Raw genomic sequence first — 24,032 nt, forward strand, 5'->3', positions numbered from 1 at the left:
CTCATCCTGATAAATAAAGAAAATCTTATTGGATCATAGTGGGTAAATGATGAAGAAAACCTTAGCGGCGAGAAAAAAGGCCGGTGCGAATGCGCCGGCCTGAAGCGATTATTTGGTGGTGCTCGGTTTGAGCAACCCATCAGCCCGGAACATGGCTTTGATGCCGCGCACCGCCTGACGGATGCGATCCTGATTTTCTATCAGCGCGAAACGCACGTGGGTATCACCATAGTCACCAAAGCCGATGCCTGGCGATACGCACACCTTGGCTTCCGCCAACAGACGTTTGGCAAACTCCAGCGAACCGAGATGCGCATAAGGCTCGGGAATTTTGGCCCAGACGTACATCGCCGCTTTCGGGTTTTCCACCATCCAGCCCGCTTCATGCAGCCCTTTCACCAGGACATTGCGGCGCTGACGGTACTGTTCCGCAATATCCCGCACGCATTGCTGATCGCCTTCCAACGCGGCGATGGCAGCCACCTGCAACGGGGTGAAAGTACCGTAATCGTGATAACTCTTAATCCGTGCCAGCGCGTTGACCAGCTCCGGGTTACCGACCATAAAGCCGATACGCCAGCCCGCCATATTGTAGCTTTTCGACAGGGTGAAAAACTCCACCGCGATATCCTTGGCGCCGGGTACCTGCATAATCGACGGCGCCTTCCAGCCGTCATAGACGATATCGGCATAGGCCAGATCGTGAACTACCAGCACGTCGTACTGTTTGGCCAGCGCGACCACGCGTTCAAAGAAGTCCAGCTCTACGCACTGGGCGGTCGGGTTTGACGGGAAGCCGAGGATCATCATTTTCGGGCGTGGAATGGTTTCACGAATGGCGCGCTCCAGCTCACCAAAGAAATCCACTCCTTCGACCAGCGGTACCGAACGCACCTGAGCACCGGCAATCACCGCACCGTAAATGTGGATCGGGTAACTCGGATTCGGTACCAACACGGTATCACCGTGGTCGAGCGTCGCCAGCATCAGGTGTGCCAGCCCTTCTTTTGAACCTATGGTAACAATGGCTTCGCTTTCAGGATCGATCTCCACCTGGTAGCGATCGGCATACCAGCGTGAAATAGCACGGCGCAAACGCGGGATCCCCCGCGAAGTGGAGTAGCCATGGGTATCGTCGCGTTGGGCAACGGTACAAAGCTTTTCCACAATGTGCGGCGGGGTTGGCCCGTCGGGGTTACCCATGCTGAAATCGATAATATCCTCACCGCGACGGCGCGCAGCCATCTTGAGTTCGGCGGTGATGTTGAATACGTAAGGGGGAAGACGTTCAATACGCGTGAAACGGCGTTGCGGACTTTTATCAGCCATAGATACCTCGAGGAAACGTTAGCGCCCGGACCATCCGAGCGACGCTGGCCAACCTAAAGATTGACCGGATATTGAACATATCCCAGCCTCGGCAGGCTTGTCGATAGCCAGGATAACTTTTTTATTCCCCGGCCTTAAATTCCCTCGCCAAGAGCCCGAACTGCCAGTCATCACGCCACTGCCCCGCCAGCCGATAGTTATCGCGCAGCGTACCTTCCAGCAGAAAACCACAGGACTCCAGCAGCCGACGCGAAGCGATATTGCCAGCCGTCACCGTAGCGGTCAGCTTATGGAAACCGCAGGCGTTAAAGCCAAAGTCCAGCACTGCACGCAGTGATTCCTTGCCATAGCCCTTACCTTGCGCGGACGGCAGCAAGGCGTAACCCACTTCCGCCTGTTGATGAGGCTGCCACATCGGACGAAAACCGGTCATGCCAGCCACTGCTCCGCTTTCTTTCTCGCGCAACACCAGGCACAGCCATTGATCCAAATGCTTGTCCCAGGTTGGCAGACGGGCCTCGAAACGACTGAGAATACCCTCCTCGCTGTACGGGTCGGAGATGTAACGGATCACATCAGGATCCTGATACAGGCTTAAAAACAGCGGCCAGTCGTCGGCTGTCAACGACTCCAGGGTCAAACGCTCAGTGACCAACTTCATTGCTTCTGTCTCCTAAAAACGGGAATTTCCGAAAAACGAAAATGAGGAAGTTACGAATGAAAGATATCCCTTTATTTTCCTCTATTAAATCCAGATAATCATTAACGTCAAAACAACAAAACCATAACGCCTAACCCGGTCCCCTACAACCGTCCGTCGTTGCCCATCCGCAGCGCGAGGAGAACACCATGGCTTCCTTACAGATTGACGATATTCCAGGTGCAATTAAAACCGTCAAACAACAACTGCGCCAGGCATTACCGAATTACCGAGAGACCTTCCTGGCGCTGGAAGACAACATCCGTCAGCAGGTCGAACGAATCCGCCAGGAGCTGGCCGCCGGTCAAAATCCGGTGCCGCAGGTCGATGCCGAAGATATTCTGCAGCAGCGCGTCAGCGAGCAGCAGAAAGCGCTGATCAAACAGCGCGGTGCCTGCGCCATCCGTGGCGTGTTCCCCCGCGCCAAGGCTGATGCCTGGAACCGGGAGATCGGCGACTATCTTGACCGCAACAACTTCGTCGAACGTCTGAAAGGGGCCGCCGAAGACAATTACTTCGGCAAGCTGGCCGCCAGCAAACCACAAATCTACGGCATTTACTGGTCAAAACCGCAGGTGGAAGCCCGCCAGGACGCCAGAATGCACGCGGTACAGGTATTTCTTAACAGCCTGTGGGAAACCGAAAGCAACGGCAAACAGCATTTTGACCCGACGCGCGTCGCCACCTATGCCGACCGCACCCGTCGCCGTCCGCCGAACTCCTCTTCGCTGGGCCTGTCGCCACACGTAGACAGCGGCACCATTGAGCGCTGGCTGGATGAGAACTTCCGCTATGTCTATCGCCACGTGTTCTCCGGCAACTGGCAGGATTATGATCCGTTCGCCGCCGACGGCCGCACTGAAGTGCGTGAAATCGCTTCACCGGCGGTTTGCTCGATGTTCCGTACCTTCCAGGGCTGGACGGCGCTGACGCCGCAGCGCACCAATGCCGGCACGCTGAACCTGGTGCCGGTGGCCAACGCCATGGCCTATGTGCTGCTGCGTGCGCTGCAGGATGACGTCGCCGATGATGACCTGTGCGATGCCGCGCCGGGTCGGGCACTTTCGATCTCCGAAAAATGGCATCCCCTTTTAATCAGTGGGATTTCCCCTATTCCCGATTTAGAGCCGGGCGACACGGTTTTCTGGCATTGCGACGTGATCCACGCGGTGGAAAATGAGCATAACGGCGAATTCGACAGCAACGTCATGTACATCGCTGCCGCGCCGGGCTGCGAGAAAAACGATGCTTACCTGCAACGTCAGCTGCCGAGCTTTATCGCTGGCAAAACACCGCCGGATTTCGCCCCTGATGATTTCGAAGTGGACTTCATCGGCCGGGCCACGGTTGACCTGCTGACCCCGCTCGGCAAGGAACAGTTGGGCATTCAATAATACGTAGCCCCGTGGCGCGCCGCCTGGCCGTCACGGGGTTAACTCGCTGTGATATACTCCCGGTATCTTTCCGCCGCAGCGAGAGCCCGCCGTGCACCCCTTTTTTGAAATGCTGTTAGCGGTATTTGATCGCGCCGCGTTGATGTTGATCTGTCTGTTTTTCCTCACCCGCACCCGGTTGTTCCGCCAGCTGCTGCAAAAAGAAGACCATACGCCGCTGGAGTTGGCCATGGTCACCGCCATCTTCTCGCTGTTTGCCCTGTTCAGCACCTATTCCGGCGTTAACGTTGAAGGTTCACTGGTCAACGTACGGGTGATCGCCATCATGGCCGGCGGCATTCTGTTCGGCCCCTGGGTGGGGATCATTACCGGCATCATTGCCGGGGTGCATCGCTACCTGATAGATATCGATGGCATTACCTCGGTTCCCTGTCTGATCACCAGTATCATTGCCGGGATCGGTGCCGGGTATATCAACCTGAAGGTGAAGAAAGAGCAGCGCTGGCGTGCCGGGATCATCGGCGGCATGCTGTGCGAATGCCTGACCATGCTGCTGATCGTCCTGTGGGCCAAGCCGACTGAGCTGGGGCTGGATATCGTCTCCAAAATTGCCCTGCCGATGATCCTCGGTACGGTATGTATTGGCCTGATCGTGCTGCTGGTGCAGAGCGTGGAAGACGAAAAAGAAGTGATCGCGGCCCGTCAGGCCAAGCTGGCGCTGGATATTGCCCGTAAAACGCTGCCTTACTTTCGCAATATCAACAGTGAAACGCTGGCCACCATCTGCGACATTATTCGCCAGGACATTCAGGCCGATGCGGTAGCCATCACCGATACCCATCAGGTGCTGGCCTATGTCGGGGTGGGTGAAGAAGCCTATCCGATTGGCCGCGAAGGCCTGAGTCGCGTGACCCGTGAAAGCATCCGGCACGGCAAAATCATTATCAAAAACAATCTGGAAAACCCGGCCACGCCGCAGATCCACTCGCAATTGGTGATCCCGCTGTGGGAGAAAGGTGAAGTGACCGGCGCGCTGAAAATTTATTACTGCCACGCCCATCAGATCACCAATACGCTGAAAGTGATGGCGGTTGGCCTGTCGCAAATTATCTCCACCCAAATGGAAGTTTCGCGCATTGAGCATCTGCGCCAGATGGCAGACAAAGCGGAAATGCGCGCCCTGCAAAGCAAGATCAACCCGCACTTCCTGTTCAACGCGCTTAACGCCATTTCGTCCTCGATCCGTACCAATCCGGACACCGCACGCCAACTGATTATCAACCTGTCACGCTACCTGCGCTATAACCTGGAGCTGAATGACGAGTTCATCGACATCCGCAAGGAGTTGCACCAAATCCAGGATTATATTGCCATCGAACAGGCGCGCTTCGGCGCCAAGCTGACGGTGATTTATGATATCGATGACGATATTTCGGTACGCATCCCCAGCCTGCTGATCCAGCCACTGGTGGAAAACGCCATCGTGCACGGCATCCAACCCTGTAAAGGCAAAGGCGTGGTGGTGATTGCGGTGAAAGATCAGGGTGACCGGGTCAGGATTTCAGTCAAAGATACCGGCCACGGCATCGACCCACAGGTCATCGAACGCGTGTCCCGCAATGAGATGCCGGGGCACAACATCGGTCTGCTGAACGTGCATCACCGGGTGTCTCTGCTGTACGGCGAAGGGCTACGCATCCGTCGCCTGGAGCCGGGCACCGAAATTGCCTTTTACATCAGCAAAAATGGCGGCAAACTGCCGGTGGAAAACAGCAGATTGCCTGGCGGGGAGCCATCATGAAAGCCATCATCGTTGAAGACGAATTCCTCGCGCAGGAAGAACTCAGCTATCTGATTAAAAAACACAGCAATATCGTGATCGAAGCCACCTTCGAGGACGGGCTTGACGTGCTGAAATACCTGCAAACCCATCAGGTTGACGCCATTTTTCTCGATATCAATATTCCGTCGCTGGACGGGGTACTGCTGGCGCAGAACATCAGCAAATTCGCGCACCGTCCTTCTATTGTGTTCATCACCGCCTATAAAGAGCATGCGGTGGAAGCATTCGAAATCGAAGCCTTTGACTATATCCTCAAGCCCTATCACGAAGCGCGTATCGTCACCATGCTGCAGAAGCTGGAGGCGCTGCATAACCGCCCCGCCACGTTACCGGAACAGGCCAGCGCACCGAATCGCAGCAGCCACAGCATTAACCTGATTAAAGACGAGCGCATCATCGTTACCGACATCAATGACATTTACTATGCCGCTGCCGATGAGAAAGTGACGCGGGTGTATACCCGACGCGAAGAGTTTGTGATGCCGATGAACCTGACCGAATTTTACGGTCGCCTGCCTGAAGAGCACTTCTTCCGCTGCCACCGTTCCTATTGCGTCAATCTGTCTAAAATCCGCGAGATAGTGCCCTGGTTCAACAACACCTATATTCTGCGGCTGAGCGATCTGGATTTTGAAGTGCCGGTCAGCCGCAGCAAGGTGAAAGAGTTTCGCAAACTGATGCGTTTATAATCGCCAGCCGTTACCAGCGTGGCCCTGGGCGGTAGTAATAGCCCGGTGGTGGCGGTGGCGGCATGCGGTAATGAGGGCGATCACGCCATTCATGTCGTGGCGGGCCGTAATAAATCACCCGTGGCGGCGGGCCATAGTAATAACCGCGCGGGCGTTCATAACCCCGATATTCATAGCCCCGGTGTTCGGACCACCAGCGCGGATCGCGCCAGCGACCACCGTCCCAATAATGACCACGATCATCGCGGTCGCCAATGTGTAATGAAAGGCCCGGTACATTTACGCCAATCGATACGTCCGCGTGGCTCACCAATGGCAGTGACAGCAACGCAACCAATAACAACAGTATTTTTTTCATCTCAACGACTCCTGCAGAGCGGAACCCGTCCGTTCGCAGATAACATAGATCTGCGCCCACCGCCGCTCTATAGGAACAATGCCCATTTACCAATTTCACCCACATCCTTCACAATTCAACCACAATCCCCGGCGGGGCAATGGCGATAAATCGCTAACATTCTTGATTTAGATCACGCGCCGCCCGCTGCATTTCATCCCCTTTTAAGCCTTAAAACGACATCTCATACCGCGGTAGATGCATTTCATTCCTTCCCTTGTGCAACTCATTCCCGATCCGCCGCCGGGGGGGACTGCCAGCCATATAATATGCCCATACCGCGGGGTTCCAGACAGCGCCCGCAAATTTCAGCCAACGGCTAACGCCCGGCAACGCACACACAGGAAGGAGCCCGGCCATGAACACCAAACCGGCAAATCGCAGCTTAATCGTTCTGGGGACCATCATCTGCCAGATGGGTCTCGGTACTATCTATACCTGGAGCCTGTTCAACCAGCCGTTGGTCGACAAGTTCCACTGGGGCCTCGCTGACGTCGCCACCACCTTCTCCATCACCAGCTTCTTCCTGGCCTTCGCCACTTTATTTGCCGGCAAACTGCAGGAACGCTTCGGGATCCGTAACCTGACCCTGTGCGCCGGTATCCTGGTGGGTCTGGGCCTGATTGCCAGCGCCTACGTCAGCTCACTGAATATGGTTTATCTGCTGGCCGGGGTCGTGGTCGGTTTCGCGGTCGGTATCGCTTATATCTCTACCTTGTCCAACCTGATCAAATGGTTCCCGGCCAACAAAGGGCTGATCTCCGGTATCTCGGTCGGGGCTTTCGGTAGCGGTAGCCTGTTGTTCAAATACGTTAACGCCGCGCTGATTGCCGACGTTGGTGTGTCCTCTGCCTTCTTCTACTGGGGTGCCATTGTGATGGCGCTGATTGTGCTGGGTTCTCTGCTGTTGAAAGAGCCGGTACTGGTGAGCCAGTCTGCACAGCAAGGGACCAGCGGCCTGGGCAATGACTACAGCGTCCGCCAGATGCTGGCAACCAAAGAAGCTTACCTGTTGTTCATCATCTTCTTCGCAGCTTGTATGAGTGGTCTGTATCTGATTGGCATCGTGAAAGACATGGGCGTACAACTGGCAGGGATGGACCTGGCTACCGCCGCCAACACCGTTTCCGCCGTCGCTATCTTCAACACCGCGGGCCGTATCATTCTGGGTACGCTCTCCGATAAAGTGGGCCGCATGCGCGTCATCAGCTTCACCATGCTGGTTACCGTACTGGCGATTGTGGCGCTGAGCTTCCTGACCCTGAACCATACTTTGTTCTTCATCTGCGTCGGTGCCGTCGCCTTCTGCTTCGGTGGCAACATCACCGTATTCCCAGCGATTGTCGGTGACTTCTTCGGCCTGAAAAACCACAGCAAAAACTACGGCATCATCTATCAGGGCTTCGGTCTGGGCGCACTGGCCGGTTCGTTTGTCGCCAAATACTTTGGCGGCTTCCATGCAACCTTCATCGTGATTGGCGTGCTGTCAGTGGCCTCCCTGATAATCACCCTGTTCATCAAGGCACCGAAAGCGGTAGCGCCGGAAGAAGAACACTTCTCTCAGGCGGATCTGGCAAAAGCCTAACGTCTTAAACGCTAAAAGGGGCGCAACTTAACGGTTGCGCCCCTTTTTTTATTGCTGCGATGATTACAAATGCATACCCAGCGTCTGGCGCAGGTGAGCGCCGGCACCCAGCAAACCGGGTTGCCCATGGGTGATCATAAATACCGGAATGTCGTGCACGTAATCCTTGAAGCGCCCTTTATCCTCGAACGCCGCACGGAAACCGGAGGCTTTGAAGAACTCCATAAAGCGCGGCACTATGCCACCGGCGATGTAAACGCCGCCAAAGGTGCCGAGGTTGAGCGCCAGGTTGCCGCCGAAGCGCCCCAAAATAACGCAGAACAGCGACAGGGCGCGGCGACAGTCGATGCAGCTGTCGGCCAGTGCGCGCTCGGTAATGTCCTTCGGCTCCAGCTTTTCCGGCAGGCGGTTATCGGACTTGACGATAGCGCGGTAAAGATTGACCAACCCCGGCCCGGACAGCACGCGCTCGGCAGACACATGGCCCACTTCAGCGCGTAACACCTCCAGAATGATATCTTCCTCCTCACTGTTCGGTGCGAAATCAACATGGCCGCCCTCGCCCGGCAGACTCACCCAGCGACGATTAACGTGCACCAGATGTGCCACTCCCAAACCGGTCCCGGCGCCATACACCGCAATAGGTTTGTCTTTCTGCGCGCTGCCACCGCCGAACTGCAATACATCGTCTTGCGACAGCATCGGGATCGCCATCGAAACGGCGGTAAAGTCGTTGATCACTTCCAGATGGCTCAGCCCCAGACTGGCCTGCATCTGTTTAATCGAAAACGCCCAGGTATGGTTGGTCATCGCCACCCAGTCTTCAGTGACCGGACAGGCAATGGCAATACAGGCGTCCTGCACCTGGATATCCTGATCTTTTAAATATTGGCGGATTACCGCCTCCAGGCTGTCAAACTCCAGGCCGGAATAGGTTTTCGCCTGGGTAATTTCACCCGTCGCCACAGTGCACAACGCCAGGCGGGCATTGGTGCCGCCTACATCACCTACGAGGGCATAAGTCATCAGTATCTTCTCCGCGAAATGAATAATAGAAAGCTGCCCACACTGTAAAATCCCGCTGCAAAAACAACAATCACCATCCTCTGCGCCACTATCCATTAGCGATCCGGATCACAAAAAACGTTTCAGCCAACCCTTTTCAGCCCCATCTGAAACAAATTGCGGCAAAAAACGCGCCATGGTCACTGTTAACCGTCATGACAGAAAGGCACTATTAACCGGCTGCGGCCTCCACGCCCGGCCGGAAATATCATTGCGTGCCAGCGTGCCGATTGTCTGGCAAGCTGTGGCCACCACCATCACCCGTTCGGCCTGCCATCCAGGGCCATTGATAAGGGATCCCTGCATGCTGCACCCGCGCGCCAATGCCATGTTGGCTTTCGCTCTGCCCGCTCTCGTTATCGGTTCGGCCTCAAGCCTGGTGCTTATTCTGGTGATGAAGTTCGCCGATGCGCTGCAGCGGTTGCTTTGGGTGAATATTCCTGCGGCGATGAATATCGATACCCATTCACCCTGGTGGCTGATCGGCATTCTGACGCTGACCGGTGTCGCCGTTGGGCTGATAATCCGCTATATGCCTGGCCATGCAGGGCCCGATCCGGCCACTGAGTCCTTGATCGGTATGCCGCTGCCGCTTTCGGCGCTGCCCGGTCTTACGCTGGCACTGATCCTTGGCCTGGTGGGGGGCGTCAGTCTGGGGCCGGAAAACCCAATCACCGCCATCAATATTGCGCTGGTGGTGGCAATAGGTTCGCGCCTGCTACCGAAAGTCCCCCGCATGGACTGGATTATTCTGGCCGCGGCCGGCACCATCGGCGCACTGTTCGGTACTCCGGTTGCCGCTGCGCTGATCTTTTCACAAACCCTGGCAGGCAATAATGACGTGCCGCTGTGGGATCGGCTATTTGCCCCGTTAATGGCGGCGGCGGCCGGTGCGGTCACGACACAGCTATTTTTCACGCCGAACTTTGCCCTGCAGCTTGATCCCTACACCGTCACCCGGCTGACGGATATTTTCAGTGGTTCCATCGTCGCCCTGATCGCCATCGCGCTGGGCATGGTGGCGCTATGGAGCTTTCCGCACGCCCACCGTCTGTTCCACTCGATAAAAAATCCGGTGCTGATGCTGGGATTGGGCGGGTTTTTGCTTGGGTTGCTGGCATTAATCGGTGGTGACATCACCCTGTTTAAAGGGCTCGATGAAATGAAGCAGTTGGCGATAGGCGAGAATTTTTCTGTCACGGAGCTACTGCTGATTACACTGACCAAGCTGGCAGCGCTGGTGATTGCTGCCGCCAGCGGCTTTCGTGGCGGGCGCATCTTCCCGGCCGTATTTGTCGGGGTGGCACTGGGCCTGATGCTGCATCAGCATGTTCCGGCGGTACCGGCGGCGATTACCGTTTCCTGTGCCATTATGGGGTTGGTGTTGGTGGTCACGCGTGACGGCTGGCTCAGCCTGTTTATGGCCGTTGCCGTGGTGCCGGAACTGCACCTGCTGCCCATACTCTGTGTGGTGATGTTGCCCGCCTGGCTGGTGCTGGCGGGCAAACCGCTGATGCTGGTGGGCAAGCGCCGCTCTGCACAGGACGATTAAGCGAGCGCGTATTCCGCTGCGGCGCGCGCATGGATAGCGGTGGTGTCGAAGACCGGCACTGACGCATCCTGCGCGCCGACCAGCAGGCCAATCTCGGTGCAGCCGAAAATGATGCCTTGCGCCCCCTGCTGTTCCAGGCTGCCGATAATACGGCGGTATTCATCGCGCGACGCATCGCGGATTTTCCCCAGGCACAGCTCTTCATAAATGATACGGTGCACAATGTCGCGATCGGCCGCCACCGGGGTCACCACTTCAATGCCGTATTTTTCCTGCAAGCGTCCACGGTAAAACTCCTGCTCCATGGTAAAACGCGTGCCGAGTAGCCCGACGCGTCGGATGTCCTGTTGGCGCACCTGCAATGCCGTGGCGTCGGCGATATGGATCAGCGGCAAGCCGCTGGCCTGTTCTACCGCATCCGCCACCTTGTGCATGGTGTTGGTACAAATGACGATGGCCTGCGCGCCGGCGGCACGTAGCGATGCCGCCGCCGCAGCCAACAAACGCCCCGCACCGTCCCAGTCGCCCTGATGCTGCAGGCGCTCCACCTCGTGAAAATCAACGCTGTAGAGCACAATTTTGGCCGAATGCAGGCCACCAAGGCGTTCTTTCACCTGTTCATTGATCATGCGGTAATAAGGGATGGTTGATTCCCAACTCATGCCGCCCAGCAGGCCCAACACTTTCATCGTTCGCTCCTCCGTCATTGCTGCAATTATTCGACATTACCTGAGAATCGCAGTGATGACGACGCCTTATTTGGCCGAGGAATTGACCGGCTGGCGCGCCTCGAACCAGCGCTGACGCAGGGTATCGTACGCCCAGTTATAGAACATGGTGTACGGCAGGAAGAACAGGAAGAAACCAAGTTCCAGCATAAACGCCTGCACAAAAGAGATGCTCAGCATCCAGGCGGCAATCGGCACGCCGATCAACACAAACCCGGCCTCAAAACCCAGCGCATGAAACACCCGCACCTTAAGATTACGCACCACGCGGCCCACTGGCCACAGGCGGTCAAAAACGGTGTTATAAACCATGTTCCATACCATGGCGACGGTGGACAACATCACCGCCAACGCACCGACCTGTACCATCGAACGGTTTAGCAACCACGCACCCAGCGGGGCACAGATCATCACTGCGATGGCTTCGAAACCGACGGCGTGGACGATACGTTCAATGAAAGACTTGTTTTGCAGTTGCATAAATCACCTGTTTTTTACTGTATGGCTAATAAACTGAGGTGATTATCATCGATTTTTTGGGTAGATTAAAAATAGGTTCCATCGATAAAGTAGATACATCATGCGCTATTCTCCTGAAGCCCTACAGGCGTTTGTTGAGGCTGCCGCCCTCGGTTCTTTCTCTGCCGCTGCGCGCAAACTGCGTAAAAGCCAGTCCACCGTCAGTACCGCGATCGCCAACCTGGAGGCTGACCTCGGGCTGATCCTGTTTGATCGCCAGGCGCGCCAGCCGGTATTAACCGCCGCCGGGCACAAAGTGCTGGGCCATGTGCAGGAGATCCTCACGGCCAGCGAACGTCTCGACGCGCTGAGCATTCGGCTGGCAGATAATATCGAACCTCGCCTGACCATCGTATTTTCCGATACCTATCAGCCCACCCACCACGATCGCCTGATGCAGCACTTTGAACAACGCTATCAGGATATCGAGCTGGAGTGCATGATCGCCGAAGACGGCGACGTATTGGATCTCTTGCAAAGCGGCCGCGCGCATCTGGGTATGGTGGAGGTTCAGGCCAGCTATCCGCCGGACATCGGCTTTGCACGCCTGCCGGAACAAACGGAAATGGGGCTGTTCGTCACCCACTCGCACCCGCTGGCTCAGACACCCGCCCCGACGCCGGAGCAACTGGCCAGCACCCGCCAACTCTATCTGAACACCTACACCGGCAGCGGTGCCTCCCGTCCTCAGGGCCGGGTGTGGTCGGCCCCCAGTTACCTGATGCTGTTGGAAATGGCGGAGCAAGGGGTGGGTTGGGCCGCGTTACCCCACTGGCTGGTGAAACAATACGGCCATGACAAGTTGACCGAGCTCAAGCCCCGCGGCTGGCCTAAGCTGATTTCAGTGGATGCGGTATGGTCGAAACTGACCCCGCCGGGACCGGCGGGGTATTGGTTGCTGGAACGCCTGCTGGAGAACGCGGCGGATCAGGCTGCTGCGTTACGCGAGTGAATAGCACGTGAAACGCTATCGAGCAGTTCGGGAATGTCCATCTTCGGTAGCATCACTTCCACAAAGGCCAGTTGCGGGCTGTCGCCCACTTCTTTCAGCGCCTGACGCAACTGTTGCGGATCGGCGACCCGCAGCGTTTTCACCTGATGCTCGCCCGCCAGCGCCTGCGGTAACTGCGTCCAGTTCCACTGGGCGATATCGTTGTAACGCTGTTGCGGGCCGTGAATGGCCCGTTCAACGGTATAACCCTCATTATTCAGCAGGAAGATCACCGGCTTTTGCCCATCACGCAGCATCGACCCCAGTTCCTGCGCCGTGAGCTGAGCAGAACCATCGCCGATCAACAATACCACCCGCCGATCCGGTTCCGCCGTCTGTGCCCCGAACGCCGCCGGCAACGTATAACCGATGGAGCCCCACAGCGACTGGACGATAAACCGGCAGCCTTGCGGCAGGCCAAGCGCCGCCGCACCAAAGCAGGCGGTGCCCTGTTCGGCGATCAAAATATCGCCTGGGCGCAGAAAGTCCTGTATCTGTTGCCAAAAGCCGTGCTGATCCAGGCCGCTGCCGCTCGAGTCCGGCAACGTCGGGCGCTGAATGGCCGGTACTGGCCATTGTTTTGCCAACGACAACGTCAACTGATGCAGTGCTATTACCGCGTCACGCAACGGGATTTGGCTGAAGACCTGCTGCCCTACCCGCGCTTCAAACGGCTGAAGATCAATGCATTTTTCTGCAGGCAGATGATGGCTGAAGCCAGCGGTAATGGTATCGGTAAAGCGCACGCCGACGTTAATCACCACATCGGCCCCTTCAATCAGTTGCTTCACCTGTGGATCGCTGGCGGCCCCGGCGTAGGTGCCGGTAAAGCAGGCATGGGTTTCATCCAATACGCTCTTGCCCAGCAGCATGGTTGAATGTGGTATATCGACCTCATTCATCCACTGTCCCAGCACTTTTTCCGCCCCAAAACGTTCCGCCAAAAAATCCGCCAGCAGCGAAACCCGCCTGGCCGGTAACAGCATTTCTCGCGCGGCAGCGATAAAGGCTTGCAGTGACGCCTGGGAAAGGTGCGCCTGGCGTAGCACCAGCGGCGCAGGCCGGGAGGTTAGAGGGGCTTCCGCCACCTCACTGGGTAACACTATATAGACCGGGCGGTGTTCAAACAGCGCGATGGTCAGCAGACGGTCGATTTCCGCCTCGGCGTTGTCGGGGGTCAGGCTGGCCTGCGCGACGGTCACCTCTTTCGCCATACGGGCAAAGTGACCAAAGTCACCGTCCCCTAGCGAGTGGTGCAGCAAATCACCGGCCCGCTGCGCGCGTAACGTTGGGGCACCCACCACGTGGATCACCGGCAGATATTCGGCATAGCTGCCGGCGATACCATTGAGCGCGCTCAGTTCGCCTACGCCAAAGGTGGTCAGTAAAGCGGCGGCCGGTTTACAACGTGCATAACCATCTGCGGCATAGGCGGCATTAAGTTCATTCGCGCAGCCTACCCAGGTAATTTGCGGATGACTGATGACATGATCGAGAAACTGCAGGTTGTAGTCACCGGGTACGCCAAAGAAATGCCGGATGCCGATCTGAGCCAAACGATCGAGTAGGTAATCAGCCACTCTATAGGTCTTATTCATGATCATCACCTGCCAGCCCCTGAGATTGTTAATATTAAGTATCGAAGGTGATGGACAAATTTCGAGCTTTATATCTAAAAAGCGCTTGGCAACCCAGCGTTACACCCATGCCCTATTGGCAGGCAGGAGAAATACTTCATTAGTCAGAATGATAACGCTGTGGCGATTAAGCGTGATCGGGGACTCTGACAATCCTTGTGAAAACGCATACACTAAAATTCATTTCACCTCCGCTGAAAAGGGTTCCTATGCTCTACCAGGCTGATTCTTCACGTTACCAAAATATGGAATATCGCCGCTGCGGCCGTAGCGGCCTGAAACTGCCGGCCATTTCACTTGGCCTATGGCATAACTTTGGCGACACCACGCTGTATGACAATGCGCGTAAATTGATCCACTGCGCGTTCGACCGTGGGATCACTCATTTTGACCTGGCCAACAACTATGGCCCACCGCCCGGTTCCGCCGAGCAAAACTTCGGCCGTATTCTCAGCGCAGACCTGAAGCCCTGGCGCGATGAGCTGATCATCGCTTCGAAAGCCGGTTACACCATGTGGCCAGGCCCTTATGGCGACTGGGGATCGAAAAAATATCTGGTCGCCAGCCTGGATCAAAGCCTGCAGCGCATGAGGCTGGACTATGTGGACATCTTCTACCACCACCGCCCGGATCCGGATACACCGCTGGAAGAAACCATGGCGGCGCTGGATTTGCTGGTGCGTCAGGGCAAGGCGCTGTACGTCGGGCTGTCCAATTACCCGGCCGACCGTGCGCGCCAGGCGTTTGATATTCTGCAAAAACTCGGCACGCCGTGCGTGATCCACCAGCCGAAATACTCAATGTTCGAACGTTGGGTTGAGCCAGAACTACTGGACACTCTGGAAGAGCATGGCGTAGGCTCCATCGCCTTCTCACCGCTGGCCGGAGGCCTGCTGACCGATCGCTATCTGCAGGGGATCCCGCAAGATTCGCGTGCCGCCAGCAGCAGCCAATTCCTGCAGCCCGGCCAGCTCACCGACGATAAGTTGGATAAGGTGCGCCGGCTCAATGCACTGGCGCAACAGCGTGGGCAAAAGCTGTCGCAAATGGCGCTGGCCTGGGTATTACGTGGCGACCGCGTCACTTCTGTACTGATCGGTGCCAGCAAGACCGGCCAGATTGAAGATGCCGTCGGCATGTTGGCTAATCGCAGCTTCAGCGATGACGAAATAGCTCAGATCGAACAAATATTAATGTAATCGATTACAATTATCGCCGGTTTCCCCACCGGCGATACCCTCTTTACGCCAGACAAATCTTAAATCACTCGCCGCCGATGGTTTTTCAGATTCTCTCTAAGATTCAACCCTATCCGCACAGGCTAAGATGCCGCTATTGCAGGTAAAACTATAAGGCCATTTTATAAACTGATGAACGCGCTTCATTACTTATAAAAACGGCCAAGCCGCTGCGGCGGAAAGGAGAATTCATGTTTAAACCTCTGTTATTGGCCGCCCTGTTGGTGGCATCGACACTGCCAGCCATGCAGCAAGCCCAGGCTGACGGCCTCAGTATCGATCTGATGCCGGGCGTTTCATTACGCATCGGTGAACAAGACAACCGTGGCCGTTACTGGGACGGTTATGACTGGCGTGACCGTGACTGGTGGGAGGGCCATCAGGGCCGCTACCTGGGTGACCGCAACCGCCGGGGCTATAACTGGGATGGTTATCGCTGGCGCGACAACGATTACTGGCGCAAAAATTATTACTATCATGAAGGCCGTTATCGCAAATACGATAAGCACTACTACAAGCATCATGATAAACACGATTGGAAGGACCGACGTCATGATGACCGTGACCATCGCCACCATGGCCATGGCGACCACGACGACTGACAGCAAAAGGCCGGCATTGCGCCGTAATGCCTGCCAGCTAAGGTGAAATTGTTCCCTCTCCTTTGGGAGAGGGTTAGGGTGAGGGGATACAGGCAGCAGAAATAGCCTCTCACCCCGGCCCTCTCCCTCTGGAGAGGGGGGACTCTCGCTTTAGCAAAGTCGTAGATTATTATTCAGAACTTTATTTAACTGACAAGCATTAGGCATTGCGCCGGCCTTTCATTAATCGGTGCTCACAGCAGGCTGCTGACCAGCAGATAACCGTTCAGCCCCACCACCACCACCACGATCAACTTACCCATCGTCTGTACGGTGCGACTGTTCACCATCTCGCCCATCAACTCACGATTACCGGTGAACGACAATAACGGCACCAATGCCAGTGCAATACCGAAACTCAGCAATACCTGGCTCAGTACCAAAATCCGCGTGGCGTCCATCCCCAACATAATGACGATAAACGACGGCAGCATAGTGACCACACGGCGCACCCACAGCGGAATGTAAAAACGCACAAACCCCTGCATCACCACCTGCCCCGCCAGCGTGCCCACCACGGTAGAAGATAACCCGGCGGCCACCAGGCTCAGCCCGAAGATAGTGGCCGCCGCCTGCCCCAACAAGGGTTGCAGCGTCAGATAGGCCTGGTCGAGATCGGTAATCCCGCTGTGGCCATTAAAGTGGAAGGCAGCCGCGGCGGTGGCCATCATCGCCAGATTTACAAACCCGGCAATGGTCATGGCAATGGCCACGTCGACCTTGGTGGCGGCATACCTGTCGGCCTTTGAATTTTCCCCGGCCGTCTGAGTTAACGACGAATGCAGATAAATCACGTGCGGCATAATGGTGGCGCCAAGCACCCCGGCGGCCAGGAACACCGCATCACCGTTCGGTAAATCCGGCAGCGCCATGCCTTTTAACAGCGGGCCCAACTGTGGCTGGGAAAACACCAGTTCCACCATATAAGCCAAGGCGACAAACAACAGCAGGCTGCCAATCACCCATTCCAAAGGTTTTTGTCCACGTTTTTGCAACATCAGAATCAGGAAGGTCGCAATGCCGGTCAGTATTGCTCCCTCCAGCAACGTCACGCCCAACAGCAGTTTGAAACCAATAGCCGCACCGATAAATTCGGCCAGATCTGTGGCCATGGCAATGATTTCTGCCTGTACCCAATAAGCCCACACCGCCGGACGCGGGAAACGATCGCGAATATGCTCCGCCAGATTTTTTCCGGTAGCAATGCCCAGTTTGGCGGACAACAGTTGGATCAGCATCGCCATCACATTGGCCCACACCACCACCCACAGCAGGGTATAACCCAAAGAGGCACCGGACTGGATATTGGTGGCGAAATTACCGGGGTCAATGTAGCCGATAGCCGCGATAAATGCGGGGCCCATCAGGGAGAGTTTGATTTTCCTGGATGAACTCGGGGTGGTCTCAACCACGCGACTGTTCAGCATGTTCTGAACCCTTACTTCTATTAAGCCTGGGGTCATTTTATGTAAATGATAATAATTATCAAGTGCATTTAGAGCGGTAATACTTATCTCTGCGATAGCTAAAAACCACGGGTTTAACGAAAGGTTTAGCGGGTAGATGAACATTTTCCGCACTCTTGCGGGCCAGATTCAGAGCACAATCCGTCTTATAATCAAATTTCCCCAGGAATAGGAATTTCATATGACTTCATTAAGCTCTTGATTTTTTATGCTTTACCGTACTAGTTTAGGACGTTTCCCAGTATGAATTTCCATATTTGCAATAGACCTCTCGTTTTTAAACGTGGCGTTACATAAAATGACATCCGAAATTCAGCCTGCCTCAAGTTTGGAGCAAACATGTCCCATATTGCGCACTTTGCGTTAGCGTTGGTGGTGGTCGCGATCCTGGCACTTTTAGTGTGCCGCGATCGTAAAAGCATCCGCATTCGCTACGTTATTCAACTGTTGGTTATTGAAGTACTGCTGGCCTATTTTTTCCTGCATTCGGAAGCGGGTTTAGGCTTTGTAAAAGGATTCGCAGCGCTGTTTGACAAGCTGCTCGGGTTTGCTGGGCAAGGGACTGAGTTTGTATTCGGCGGTATGGGTGATAAGGGTTTGGCCTTCTTCTTCCTGAAGGTACTGTGCCCAATCGTCTTCATCTCCGCTCTGATCGGTATTCTGCAATACATTAAAGTACTGCCGTTTGTCATTCGCATCATTGGTACCGTGCTGTCAAAAGTCAACGGTATGGGCAAGCTGGAATCGTTCAACGCCGTCAGCTCGCTGATCCTGGGCCAGTCTGAAAACTTCATTGCCTATAAAGATATTCTGGGCAAGATGTCTGAAAAGCGCATGTACACCATGGCGGCGACCGCGATGTCTACGGTTTCCATGTCCATCGTCGGCGCTTACATGACCATGCTGGACGCCAAGTTTGTGGTAGCGGCACTGGTACTGAACATGTTCAGCACCTTTATCGTGCTGTCATTGGTCAACCCGTATGACACCAGTAAAGAAGAAGAACTGCATCTGGGCAATCTGCACGAAGGCCAGAGCTTCTTCGAAATGCTGGGTGAATACATTCTGGCTGGTTTTAAAGTCGCTATTATCGTTGCTGCGATGCTGATCGGCTTTATCGCCCTGATCGCCGCGCTCAACGGCCTGTTCAGCGCCATCTTCGGCCTGAGCTTCCAGGAAATTCTGGGCTACTTCTTCTATCCATTCGCCTGGATTATGGGTATTCCTAAGCACGAAGCGTTACAGGTGGGTAGCATCATGGCGACCAAACTGGTATCCAACGAATTCGTGGCGATGATGGAACTGCAGAAAATCTCTGCTGAACTCTCTCCTCGCAGTATGGGTATTCTGTCGGTGTTCCTGGTTTCCTTCGCCAACTTCTCTTCCATCGGCATCGTTGCCGGTGCGATTAAAGGGCTGAACGAGCATCAGGGCAACGTGGTGTCCCGCTTTGGTCTGAAGCTGGTTTACGGTTCAACGCTGGTCAGCATCCTGTCTGCGTCCATCGCAGGCCTGGTTCTGGGCTAAGCCGAAACGTCAGTAAGAGAAAGGTCGCTTCGGCGGCCTTTTTTAATACCTGTAATTCGGTGCTTGGGAAAGGGAAGGCAGTAAGGAAAGACAGAAAGCAAAAAGCCGACCCTGAGGTCGGCTTTTTAAATGGTGGTGGAGCTAGACGGGATCGAACCGTCGACCTCTTGCATGCCATGCAAGCGCTCTCCCAGCTGAGCTATAGCCCCACAAAAGTGGTACGCTTTAACCGGCGTTACGGTATTCCCCAACCCTTCTGAGATAAAGGTTGGTGGAGCTAGACGGGATCGAACCGTCGACCTCTTGCATGCCATGCAAGCGCTCTCCCAGCTGAGCTATAGCCCCAATCCACAATCACAAAATCCTGTGAACGGGGCGCATAATATGAAACCCACTCTAAGCTGTCAACGGCTAAATTGCATTCCTGCTTCAAGCGCTGAAAAAGCCGCCAAATCAGCGCGTTTGCTGCTAAAAATTGAGCATTATGACCAAAACCATGCCCCTGGAGCGGCGCACTAGGACTTCGCCATCAAGTGACAGATATAAAAAAACCCCGGGATTGCTCCACGGGGCTTTTTCATTAACAGGCAGGGATATTCTCAGCCTTAAGCTTCACGCCCGGCAATGTAAGCCAGCGCCAGGTCGATACGCTGCAGAGAACGTTTCTGACCAATAGCATGAACGGTCACATCCATACCCGGTGACTGACCGGCACCGGTAACCGCCACGCGCAGTGGCATACCTACCTTGCCCATACCTACGCCCAGCTCATCTGCCGTGCCCTGAATGGCGTCATGCACGTTTTCAGGCGTCCAGGCAGTGATAGCGGCCAGTTTGGCGCGTACCGCTTCCAGTGGCTGACGAGCCACCGGACGCAGGTGTTTCTTGGCAGCGTCGGCGTCGAACTCGCTGAAGTCTTCGTAGAAGTAACGGCAAGACTCGGCCATTTCCTTGAGCGTTTTGCAGCGCTCGCCCAGCAGCTTAACGATATCTTTCAGCTCAGGGCCATTGTGGGTTTCGATACCCAGTTGCTCAACATGCCACGCCAGGTGCACTGCCACTTCTTCGGCCGGCATATGGTTAATGTAATGGTGGTTCAGCCACTGCAGCTTCTCGGTATTGAAAGCACTGGCAGATTTGTTGATCGCTTCCAGGGTAAAGAACTCTTTCATCTCATCAATAGAGAAGATTTCCTGGTCGCCATGAGACCAGCCCAGACGCACCAGATAGTTCAGCAGCGCCTGCGGCAGGTAGCCGTCGTCACGGTACTGCATCACCCCTACCGCACCGTGACGTTTCGACAGTTTTTTACCGTCGTCACCGAGGATCATTGAAACGTGCGCGTATTCCGGTACCGGCGCACCCAGCGCTTTCAGAATGTTGATCTGGCGCGGGGTGTTGTTGATGTGGTCTTCGCCGCGGATCACGTGGCTGATTTCCATATCCCAGTCGTCTACTACTACGCAGAAGTTATAGGTTGGTGAACCGTCGGTGCGGCGGATGATCAGGTCATCCAGCTCCTGGTTGCTGAATTCGATCGGGCCACGGATCTTGTCGTCGAAGATCACCGAGCCTTCCTGTGGGTTACGGAAACGCACCACGTGCGGCTCGTCATCGGTATGGCTGCACTGGCTGTCGCGGCAGTGGCCGTCGTAACGCGGTTTTTCGCCGTTTTCCATCTGCTTTTCACGCAGCGCTTCCAGACGTTCCTTCGAGCAATAGCATTTATAGGCGGTACCCTGCACCAGCATGTCGTCAATCACCGCGTTATAGCGGTCAAAACGCTTGGTCTGGAAGTACGGGCCTTCATTCCAATCCAGGTTTAACCAGTTCATGCCATCCATAATTGCGTCGATAGCATCCTGGGTTGAACGTTCCAGATCGGTATCTTCGATACGCAGAACGAACTCACCGCCCGCATGACGGGTGAACAACCAGGAGTAAAGCGCAGTACGGGCGCCACCGACGTGAAGATAGCCGGTTGGGCTCGGTGCAAAACGGGTTTTGATTTTCATTGGGTTCACTGCCTTATTACGCAACGCGTGTCGGCGGTTGCCGACGATTGCTCGGAATTTAAAAAAGTGGGCAACATTGTACCACCACGCGCTAATTCCTCAACGCTGACACGATATTGCGATGGCTGATTTCATCATCTCTGCGGCGCTTTACGCATAACAATGTGCAAAGATTCGACATTGCAGGCGATAAATATCGCATCCTGTTTAAATTTGCGGCGAACGATTGAAATCATTTTAAAAACCGTTGACTCACTTTCAACTATCCCTATAATGCGACTCCAACAAGACGGGGCGATTAGCTCAGTTGGTAGAGCATCTCCTTTACACGGAGGGGGTCGGCGGTTCGAGCCCGTCATCGCCCACCATCTTGTTGAGCAGTAAAGCAGTAAGAAATGAGAAGAATGAGGGTGATTAGCTCAGTTGGTAGAGCATCTCCTTTACACGGAGGGGGTCGGCGGTTCGAGCCCGTCATCACCCACCACTCATTCTCTTGTTTGGCAGTACCCGGAAGTTCTGAAGTGGGTGATTAGCTCAGTTGGTAGAGCATCTCCTTTACACGGAGGGGGTCGGCGGTTCGAGCCCGTCATCACCCACCACTTCTGCGGGTCGTTAGCTCAGTTGGTAGAGCAGTTGACTTTTAATCAATTGGTCGCAGGTTCGAATCCCGCACGACCCACCAATACAGAAAAAAGCGCCTTTTGGCGCTTTTTTCGCATCTACAGCACCGTAATCATCTCAAACACCGTTCTAACATAGCGCAGAGTGTCGTGCTGGATGAGAACCTGTGCAGGTTCGACAAAATTGCCCCGCCAATTTTGAACAGCGCTTGCGCTGGCCCGAAGGGTGAGGCCAAAGGCCGAGTTAATCCCGCACGACCCACCAATACAGAAAAAAGCGCCTTTTGGCGCTTTTTTCGCATCTGTCGTCCGGAAGTCATCCAGATCGCTATAACTCCCCTTTACCTCATAATGTTGCCAACCAGCGTAGGCACTTAATTGGTAGGGGTCGAACATGTTCGACCCGATGTAACCTATTAATCATTCAATCGGGCGCAGCATGCGGCGCCCCTACGATTAGCCACAAGGTAAAACCTGATGATCAGGCCGCCAGCGTCGCCCCACCATCAATCACAATATCCTGCATGGTGATATGGCTGGCGCGATCGGAAGCCAGGAACAAAATGGCATCGGCGATTTCCTGTGGCTGAGCAATTTTACCCAGCGGAATACCCAGTTTGAACTGTTCCGGGAAACCGTTAATGGTGTTCTGCTCACCGGATTCATCCTGCCACATACCGCGCTGCATCGGCGTATTGGTCGATCCTGGTGAAACCAGGTTACAACGTACGCCATAAGGGGCCATCTCCAGCCCTACGGTGTTGCACAGGCTGCGTAATGCCGCCTTGGAGGCACAGTAGGCCGCCATCCCTACACGCGGCACATGCGCGGCGTTAGACGCCACGCTAACAATCGCGCCGCGTCGTTGACGGCGGAATACCGGCAAGGCGTGGCGGAACATATTAAATGCCCCACCGGCATTGACGGCCAGGCAAGCCAGCCAGTCTGCGGTGCTGGTTTCATCCGCCAGCCCCATACGCAGAATACCGGCACCGTTGACCAGCACGTCCAATTCACCCTGCTCCACCAGCAAGCGTCCGCAAACCCGGTCTACGGCGTCACTGTCGGCGATATCCAGCACTTCGGTGCGGAATGCGTATTCCGGCTCACCAAAATGTTTATCAAAGCCAATCACTTCGGCACCGGCCTGCACAAATGCCAATGCCGTTGCCAGACCAATCCCGGCCCCAGCACCAGTGACCCAGACTCGCTTACCGGCGAAATCGCCCCGTTGTTCCATCAGGCATTTCCCTCCGACAACAGCGCCCACCAGCCATCGATGGTTGGGTTCTTGGCCAGCGCGATAAAATCAATATCGCCACGAATTTTACGCCAGCGTGCCGCCAACTCCATGATGCGAACCGAATCCAGACCGTAGTCGATCAGGTTCTCATCGTCGCCCATGTCTTCGCTGTCTTCATCGAGGAAAGGCATGATTTGCTGGCGCAGCGCAGCCTTGTTGGCAATGCCCGGCAACAGTTCGGCGGTGGTCACCACGCGGCCACAACGGCCTGCGGTATAGCGCAGCGCCATCAGATGCTCTTCACGAGAGAAATCGGCCAGGCCGTCAGCCACCATAAACGGCTGAATATTGCGCATGAAGGCGTCGATAGCCGTAGTCATGCAGCCGATATGGGCGTAGACACCACAGATAATCAACTGATCGCGTCCCGACTCCTGCAAAATTTCCTGCAGCGGTGAGCGGTGGAAAGCACTGTAACGCCACTTCACCAGCACCGTATCGTCTTCTTCCGGTGCCAGAGCGGCGACCACCGCCTGCTGTTCCGGGTGCTTGTTCAGGCCCGGTCCCCACATGTCATTCAACAAGGCACGATCTTCATCGCTCTGCTGATTAGGCTGCGCGGTGTAAAACACCGGAATACCCTGTGATTTGCAGTAACGACGCAGGTTGGCGATATTCTCCACCACCTGCTTGATCAATGGGCTGTCTTCACCCCAGAAATTCAGGAAATACTGCTGCATATCATGGATCAACAGTGCAGCGCGCTGCGGTTCTACCGTCCAGCTCACTTTGTTGGTCGGCAGTTCAGCCTGAGTCGGCAACGCGTAATCATTAAGTTTTGGAATGGCCATGA

20 protein-coding genes, 6 tRNA genes and 1 other RNA gene are annotated in these 24,032 nt (G+C 55.3%); 14 read left to right on the forward strand and 13 right to left on the reverse strand.

Annotation, left to right across the window (positions count from 1 at the left end; genetic code table 11):
- Positions 1 to 108 precede the first annotated feature (108 nt).
- Together alaC and FCL49_RS13110 are read right to left on the reverse strand one after the other, a co-directional pair.
- Positions 109 to 1,329, reverse strand: coding sequence for an alanine transaminase (gene alaC / locus FCL49_RS13105; RefSeq protein WP_174353924.1), 1,221 nt, complete (start codon positions 1,327 to 1,329; stop codon positions 109 to 111).
- Positions 1,330 to 1,450: 121 nt separating this feature from the next.
- Entirely contained in the window at positions 1,451 to 1,990 is a 540-nt protein-coding gene (locus FCL49_RS13110; RefSeq protein WP_174353925.1) for a GNAT family N-acetyltransferase, read from the reverse strand.
- A 188-nt stretch (positions 1,991 to 2,178) separates the two neighbouring features.
- Here FCL49_RS13110 and FCL49_RS13115 point away from each other — a divergent pair, with 188 nt between their 5' ends.
- From FCL49_RS13115 to FCL49_RS13125, 3 genes are all read left to right on the forward strand, one after another.
- On the forward strand, positions 2,179 to 3,423 hold the full coding sequence (locus tag FCL49_RS13115; RefSeq protein WP_174353926.1) for a DUF1479 domain-containing protein: 1,245 nt from the start codon (positions 2,179 to 2,181) through the stop codon (positions 3,421 to 3,423).
- 109 nt (positions 3,424 to 3,532) lie between these two features.
- Positions 3,533 to 5,224, forward strand: coding sequence for a sensor histidine kinase (locus FCL49_RS13120; protein ID WP_217434430.1), 1,692 nt, complete (start codon positions 3,533 to 3,535; stop codon positions 5,222 to 5,224).
- Positions 5,221 to 5,955 (forward strand): LytR/AlgR family response regulator transcription factor, encoded by a 735-nt coding sequence (locus FCL49_RS13125; RefSeq protein WP_135317431.1) that lies wholly within the window; start codon positions 5,221 to 5,223, stop codon positions 5,953 to 5,955. Before FCL49_RS13120 ends, FCL49_RS13125 begins: the two co-directional genes overlap by 4 nt.
- A gap of 10 nt (positions 5,956 to 5,965) precedes the next feature.
- On the opposite strand, the gene FCL49_RS13130 is transcribed toward FCL49_RS13125, so the two are convergent.
- Positions 5,966 to 6,313, reverse strand: coding sequence for a DUF2502 domain-containing protein (locus FCL49_RS13130; RefSeq protein ID WP_174353928.1), 348 nt, complete (start codon positions 6,311 to 6,313; stop codon positions 5,966 to 5,968).
- A gap of 397 nt (positions 6,314 to 6,710) precedes the next feature.
- Here FCL49_RS13130 and FCL49_RS13135 point away from each other — a divergent pair, with 397 nt between their 5' ends.
- A complete protein-coding gene (locus FCL49_RS13135; RefSeq protein ID WP_174353929.1) occupies positions 6,711 to 7,937 on the forward strand; it encodes an L-lactate MFS transporter in 1,227 nt (408 codons plus the stop codon).
- A 63-nt stretch (positions 7,938 to 8,000) separates the two neighbouring features.
- On the opposite strand, the gene glk is transcribed toward FCL49_RS13135, so the two are convergent.
- On the reverse strand, positions 8,001 to 8,966 hold the full coding sequence (gene glk / locus FCL49_RS13140) for a glucokinase (RefSeq protein ID WP_174354002.1): 966 nt from the start codon (positions 8,964 to 8,966) through the stop codon (positions 8,001 to 8,003).
- Positions 8,967 to 9,306: 340 nt separating this feature from the next.
- Here glk and FCL49_RS13145 point away from each other — a divergent pair, with 340 nt between their 5' ends.
- Positions 9,307 to 10,554, forward strand: a complete 1,248-nt coding sequence (locus FCL49_RS13145) for an ion channel protein (protein ID WP_174354003.1) — start codon at positions 9,307 to 9,309, stop codon at positions 10,552 to 10,554.
- On the opposite strand, the gene FCL49_RS13150 is transcribed toward FCL49_RS13145, so the two are convergent.
- Entirely contained in the window at positions 10,551 to 11,243 is a 693-nt protein-coding gene (locus FCL49_RS13150; protein ID WP_174353930.1) for an aspartate/glutamate racemase family protein, read from the reverse strand. The two genes, FCL49_RS13145 and FCL49_RS13150, sit on opposite strands and share 4 nt — an antisense overlap.
- 66 nt (positions 11,244 to 11,309) lie before the next feature.
- Positions 11,310 to 11,762 (reverse strand): multidrug/biocide efflux PACE transporter, encoded by a 453-nt coding sequence (locus FCL49_RS13155; RefSeq protein WP_012146123.1) that lies wholly within the window; start codon positions 11,760 to 11,762, stop codon positions 11,310 to 11,312.
- A gap of 100 nt (positions 11,763 to 11,862) precedes the next feature.
- Between FCL49_RS13155 and FCL49_RS13160 the strand changes: the two genes are divergently transcribed.
- Positions 11,863 to 12,753, forward strand: a complete 891-nt coding sequence (locus tag FCL49_RS13160) for a LysR family transcriptional regulator (RefSeq protein WP_174353931.1) — start codon at positions 11,863 to 11,865, stop codon at positions 12,751 to 12,753.
- On the opposite strand, the gene FCL49_RS13165 is transcribed toward FCL49_RS13160, so the two are convergent.
- The gene (locus FCL49_RS13165) at positions 12,729 to 14,390 is read right to left on the reverse strand and encodes an alpha-keto acid decarboxylase family protein (protein WP_174353932.1); all 1,662 of its coding nucleotides are present in this window, start codon (positions 14,388 to 14,390) and stop codon (positions 12,729 to 12,731) included. The genes FCL49_RS13160 and FCL49_RS13165 overlap by 25 nt on opposite strands.
- A 248-nt stretch (positions 14,391 to 14,638) precedes the next feature.
- Between FCL49_RS13165 and mgrA the strand changes: the two genes are divergently transcribed.
- Positions 14,639 to 15,628: an L-glyceraldehyde 3-phosphate reductase gene (gene mgrA / locus FCL49_RS13170; RefSeq protein WP_174353933.1), complete on the forward strand. Its 990-nt coding sequence runs from the start codon at positions 14,639 to 14,641 to the stop codon at positions 15,626 to 15,628.
- 230 nt (positions 15,629 to 15,858) lie between these two features.
- On the forward strand, positions 15,859 to 16,269 hold the full coding sequence (locus FCL49_RS13175; protein ID WP_174353934.1) for a DUF2502 domain-containing protein: 411 nt from the start codon (positions 15,859 to 15,861) through the stop codon (positions 16,267 to 16,269).
- A 233-nt stretch (positions 16,270 to 16,502) separates the two neighbouring features.
- Here FCL49_RS13175 and FCL49_RS13180 read toward each other — a convergent pair whose 3' ends face one another.
- The gene (locus FCL49_RS13180) at positions 16,503 to 17,735 is read right to left on the reverse strand and encodes an Nramp family divalent metal transporter (protein ID WP_174353935.1); all 1,233 of its coding nucleotides are present in this window, start codon (positions 17,733 to 17,735) and stop codon (positions 16,503 to 16,505) included.
- Positions 17,736 to 18,113: 378 nt separating this feature from the next.
- On the opposite strand from FCL49_RS13180, the gene FCL49_RS13185 reads away from it, so the two are divergent.
- Positions 18,114 to 19,301: a NupC/NupG family nucleoside CNT transporter gene (locus tag FCL49_RS13185; protein WP_135317442.1), complete on the forward strand. Its 1,188-nt coding sequence runs from the start codon at positions 18,114 to 18,116 to the stop codon at positions 19,299 to 19,301.
- A 133-nt stretch (positions 19,302 to 19,434) separates the two neighbouring features.
- Here FCL49_RS13185 and FCL49_RS13190 read toward each other — a convergent pair.
- The 3 genes from FCL49_RS13190 to gltX all read right to left on the reverse strand — a co-directional run bounded on the left by FCL49_RS13190 (position 19,435) and on the right by gltX (position 21,316).
- A tRNA-Ala gene (locus FCL49_RS13190) sits at positions 19,435 to 19,510 on the reverse strand.
- Between the two features lie 60 nt (positions 19,511 to 19,570).
- Positions 19,571 to 19,646: transfer RNA gene (locus FCL49_RS13195), tRNA-Ala, on the reverse strand.
- Between the two features lie 260 nt (positions 19,647 to 19,906).
- Positions 19,907 to 21,316, reverse strand: a complete 1,410-nt coding sequence (gltX, locus tag FCL49_RS13200; protein ID WP_174353936.1) for a glutamate--tRNA ligase — start codon at positions 21,314 to 21,316, stop codon at positions 19,907 to 19,909.
- A gap of 292 nt (positions 21,317 to 21,608) precedes the next feature.
- Here gltX and FCL49_RS13205 point away from each other — a divergent pair.
- The 5 genes from FCL49_RS13205 to FCL49_RS13225 all read left to right on the forward strand — a co-directional run bounded on the left by FCL49_RS13205 (position 21,609) and on the right by FCL49_RS13225 (position 22,201).
- A tRNA-Val gene (locus FCL49_RS13205) sits at positions 21,609 to 21,684 on the forward strand.
- A 40-nt stretch (positions 21,685 to 21,724) separates the two neighbouring features.
- Positions 21,725 to 21,800, forward strand: a tRNA-Val gene (locus FCL49_RS13210).
- Positions 21,801 to 21,839: 39 nt separating this feature from the next.
- Positions 21,840 to 21,915, forward strand: a tRNA-Val gene (locus FCL49_RS13215).
- Positions 21,916 to 21,922: 7 nt separating this feature from the next.
- Positions 21,923 to 21,998 (forward strand) — tRNA-Lys (locus FCL49_RS13220).
- 74 nt (positions 21,999 to 22,072) lie between these two features.
- Positions 22,073 to 22,201, forward strand: a non-coding RNA gene (locus FCL49_RS13225) — RtT sRNA.
- A gap of 216 nt (positions 22,202 to 22,417) precedes the next feature.
- Here the strand turns inward: FCL49_RS13225 and dhbA are convergent.
- Positions 22,418 to 23,176 carry a 2,3-dihydro-2,3-dihydroxybenzoate dehydrogenase gene (gene dhbA, locus FCL49_RS13230; RefSeq protein ID WP_174353937.1) on the reverse strand — a complete coding sequence of 253 codons (759 nt, stop codon included), beginning with the start codon at positions 23,174 to 23,176 and terminating at the stop codon, positions 22,418 to 22,420.
- Complete coding sequence (locus FCL49_RS13235; RefSeq protein ID WP_174353938.1) at positions 23,176 to 24,030, reverse strand: isochorismatase; 855 nt, start codon at positions 24,028 to 24,030, stop codon at positions 23,176 to 23,178. The genes dhbA and FCL49_RS13235 overlap by 1 nt, the downstream gene beginning before the upstream one ends.
- Between the last annotated feature and the right edge of the window lie 2 nt (positions 24,031 to 24,032).

The sequence above is a fragment of the Serratia proteamaculans genome, assembly GCF_013337185.1.
Lineage (GTDB): Bacteria > Pseudomonadota > Gammaproteobacteria > Enterobacterales > Enterobacteriaceae > Serratia > Serratia proteamaculans_D.

Coding starts and splice junctions, on each gene's coding strand:
- alaC (WP_174353924.1), bottom strand. CDS start 1,329: ATGGCTGATAAAAGTCCGCAACGCCGTTTCACGCGTATTGAACGTCTT.
- FCL49_RS13110 (WP_174353925.1), bottom strand. CDS start 1,990: ATGAAGTTGGTCACTGAGCGTTTGACCCTGGAGTCGTTGACAGCCGAC.
- FCL49_RS13115 (WP_174353926.1), top strand. CDS start 2,179: ATGGCTTCCTTACAGATTGACGATATTCCAGGTGCAATTAAAACCGTC.
- FCL49_RS13120 (WP_217434430.1), top strand. CDS start 3,533: ATGCTGTTAGCGGTATTTGATCGCGCCGCGTTGATGTTGATCTGTCTG.
- FCL49_RS13125 (WP_135317431.1), top strand. CDS start 5,221: ATGAAAGCCATCATCGTTGAAGACGAATTCCTCGCGCAGGAAGAACTC.
- FCL49_RS13130 (WP_174353928.1), bottom strand. CDS start 6,313: ATGAAAAAAATACTGTTGTTATTGGTTGCGTTGCTGTCACTGCCATTG.
- FCL49_RS13135 (WP_174353929.1), top strand. CDS start 6,711: ATGAACACCAAACCGGCAAATCGCAGCTTAATCGTTCTGGGGACCATC.
- FCL49_RS13145 (WP_174354003.1), top strand. CDS start 9,307: ATGCTGCACCCGCGCGCCAATGCCATGTTGGCTTTCGCTCTGCCCGCT.
- FCL49_RS13150 (WP_174353930.1), bottom strand. CDS start 11,243: ATGAAAGTGTTGGGCCTGCTGGGCGGCATGAGTTGGGAATCAACCATC.
- FCL49_RS13155 (WP_012146123.1), bottom strand. CDS start 11,762: ATGCAACTGCAAAACAAGTCTTTCATTGAACGTATCGTCCACGCCGTC.
- FCL49_RS13160 (WP_174353931.1), top strand. CDS start 11,863: ATGCGCTATTCTCCTGAAGCCCTACAGGCGTTTGTTGAGGCTGCCGCC.
- FCL49_RS13165 (WP_174353932.1), bottom strand. CDS start 14,390: ATGAATAAGACCTATAGAGTGGCTGATTACCTACTCGATCGTTTGGCT.
- mgrA (WP_174353933.1), top strand. CDS start 14,639: ATGCTCTACCAGGCTGATTCTTCACGTTACCAAAATATGGAATATCGC.
- FCL49_RS13175 (WP_174353934.1), top strand. CDS start 15,859: ATGTTTAAACCTCTGTTATTGGCCGCCCTGTTGGTGGCATCGACACTG.
- FCL49_RS13180 (WP_174353935.1), bottom strand. CDS start 17,735: ATGCTGAACAGTCGCGTGGTTGAGACCACCCCGAGTTCATCCAGGAAA.
- FCL49_RS13185 (WP_135317442.1), top strand. CDS start 18,114: ATGTCCCATATTGCGCACTTTGCGTTAGCGTTGGTGGTGGTCGCGATC.
- gltX (WP_174353936.1), bottom strand. CDS start 21,316: ATGAAAATCAAAACCCGTTTTGCACCGAGCCCAACCGGCTATCTTCAC.
- dhbA (WP_174353937.1), bottom strand. CDS start 23,176: ATGGAACAACGGGGCGATTTCGCCGGTAAGCGAGTCTGGGTCACTGGT.
- FCL49_RS13235 (WP_174353938.1), bottom strand. CDS start 24,030: ATGGCCATTCCAAAACTTAATGATTACGCGTTGCCGACTCAGGCTGAA.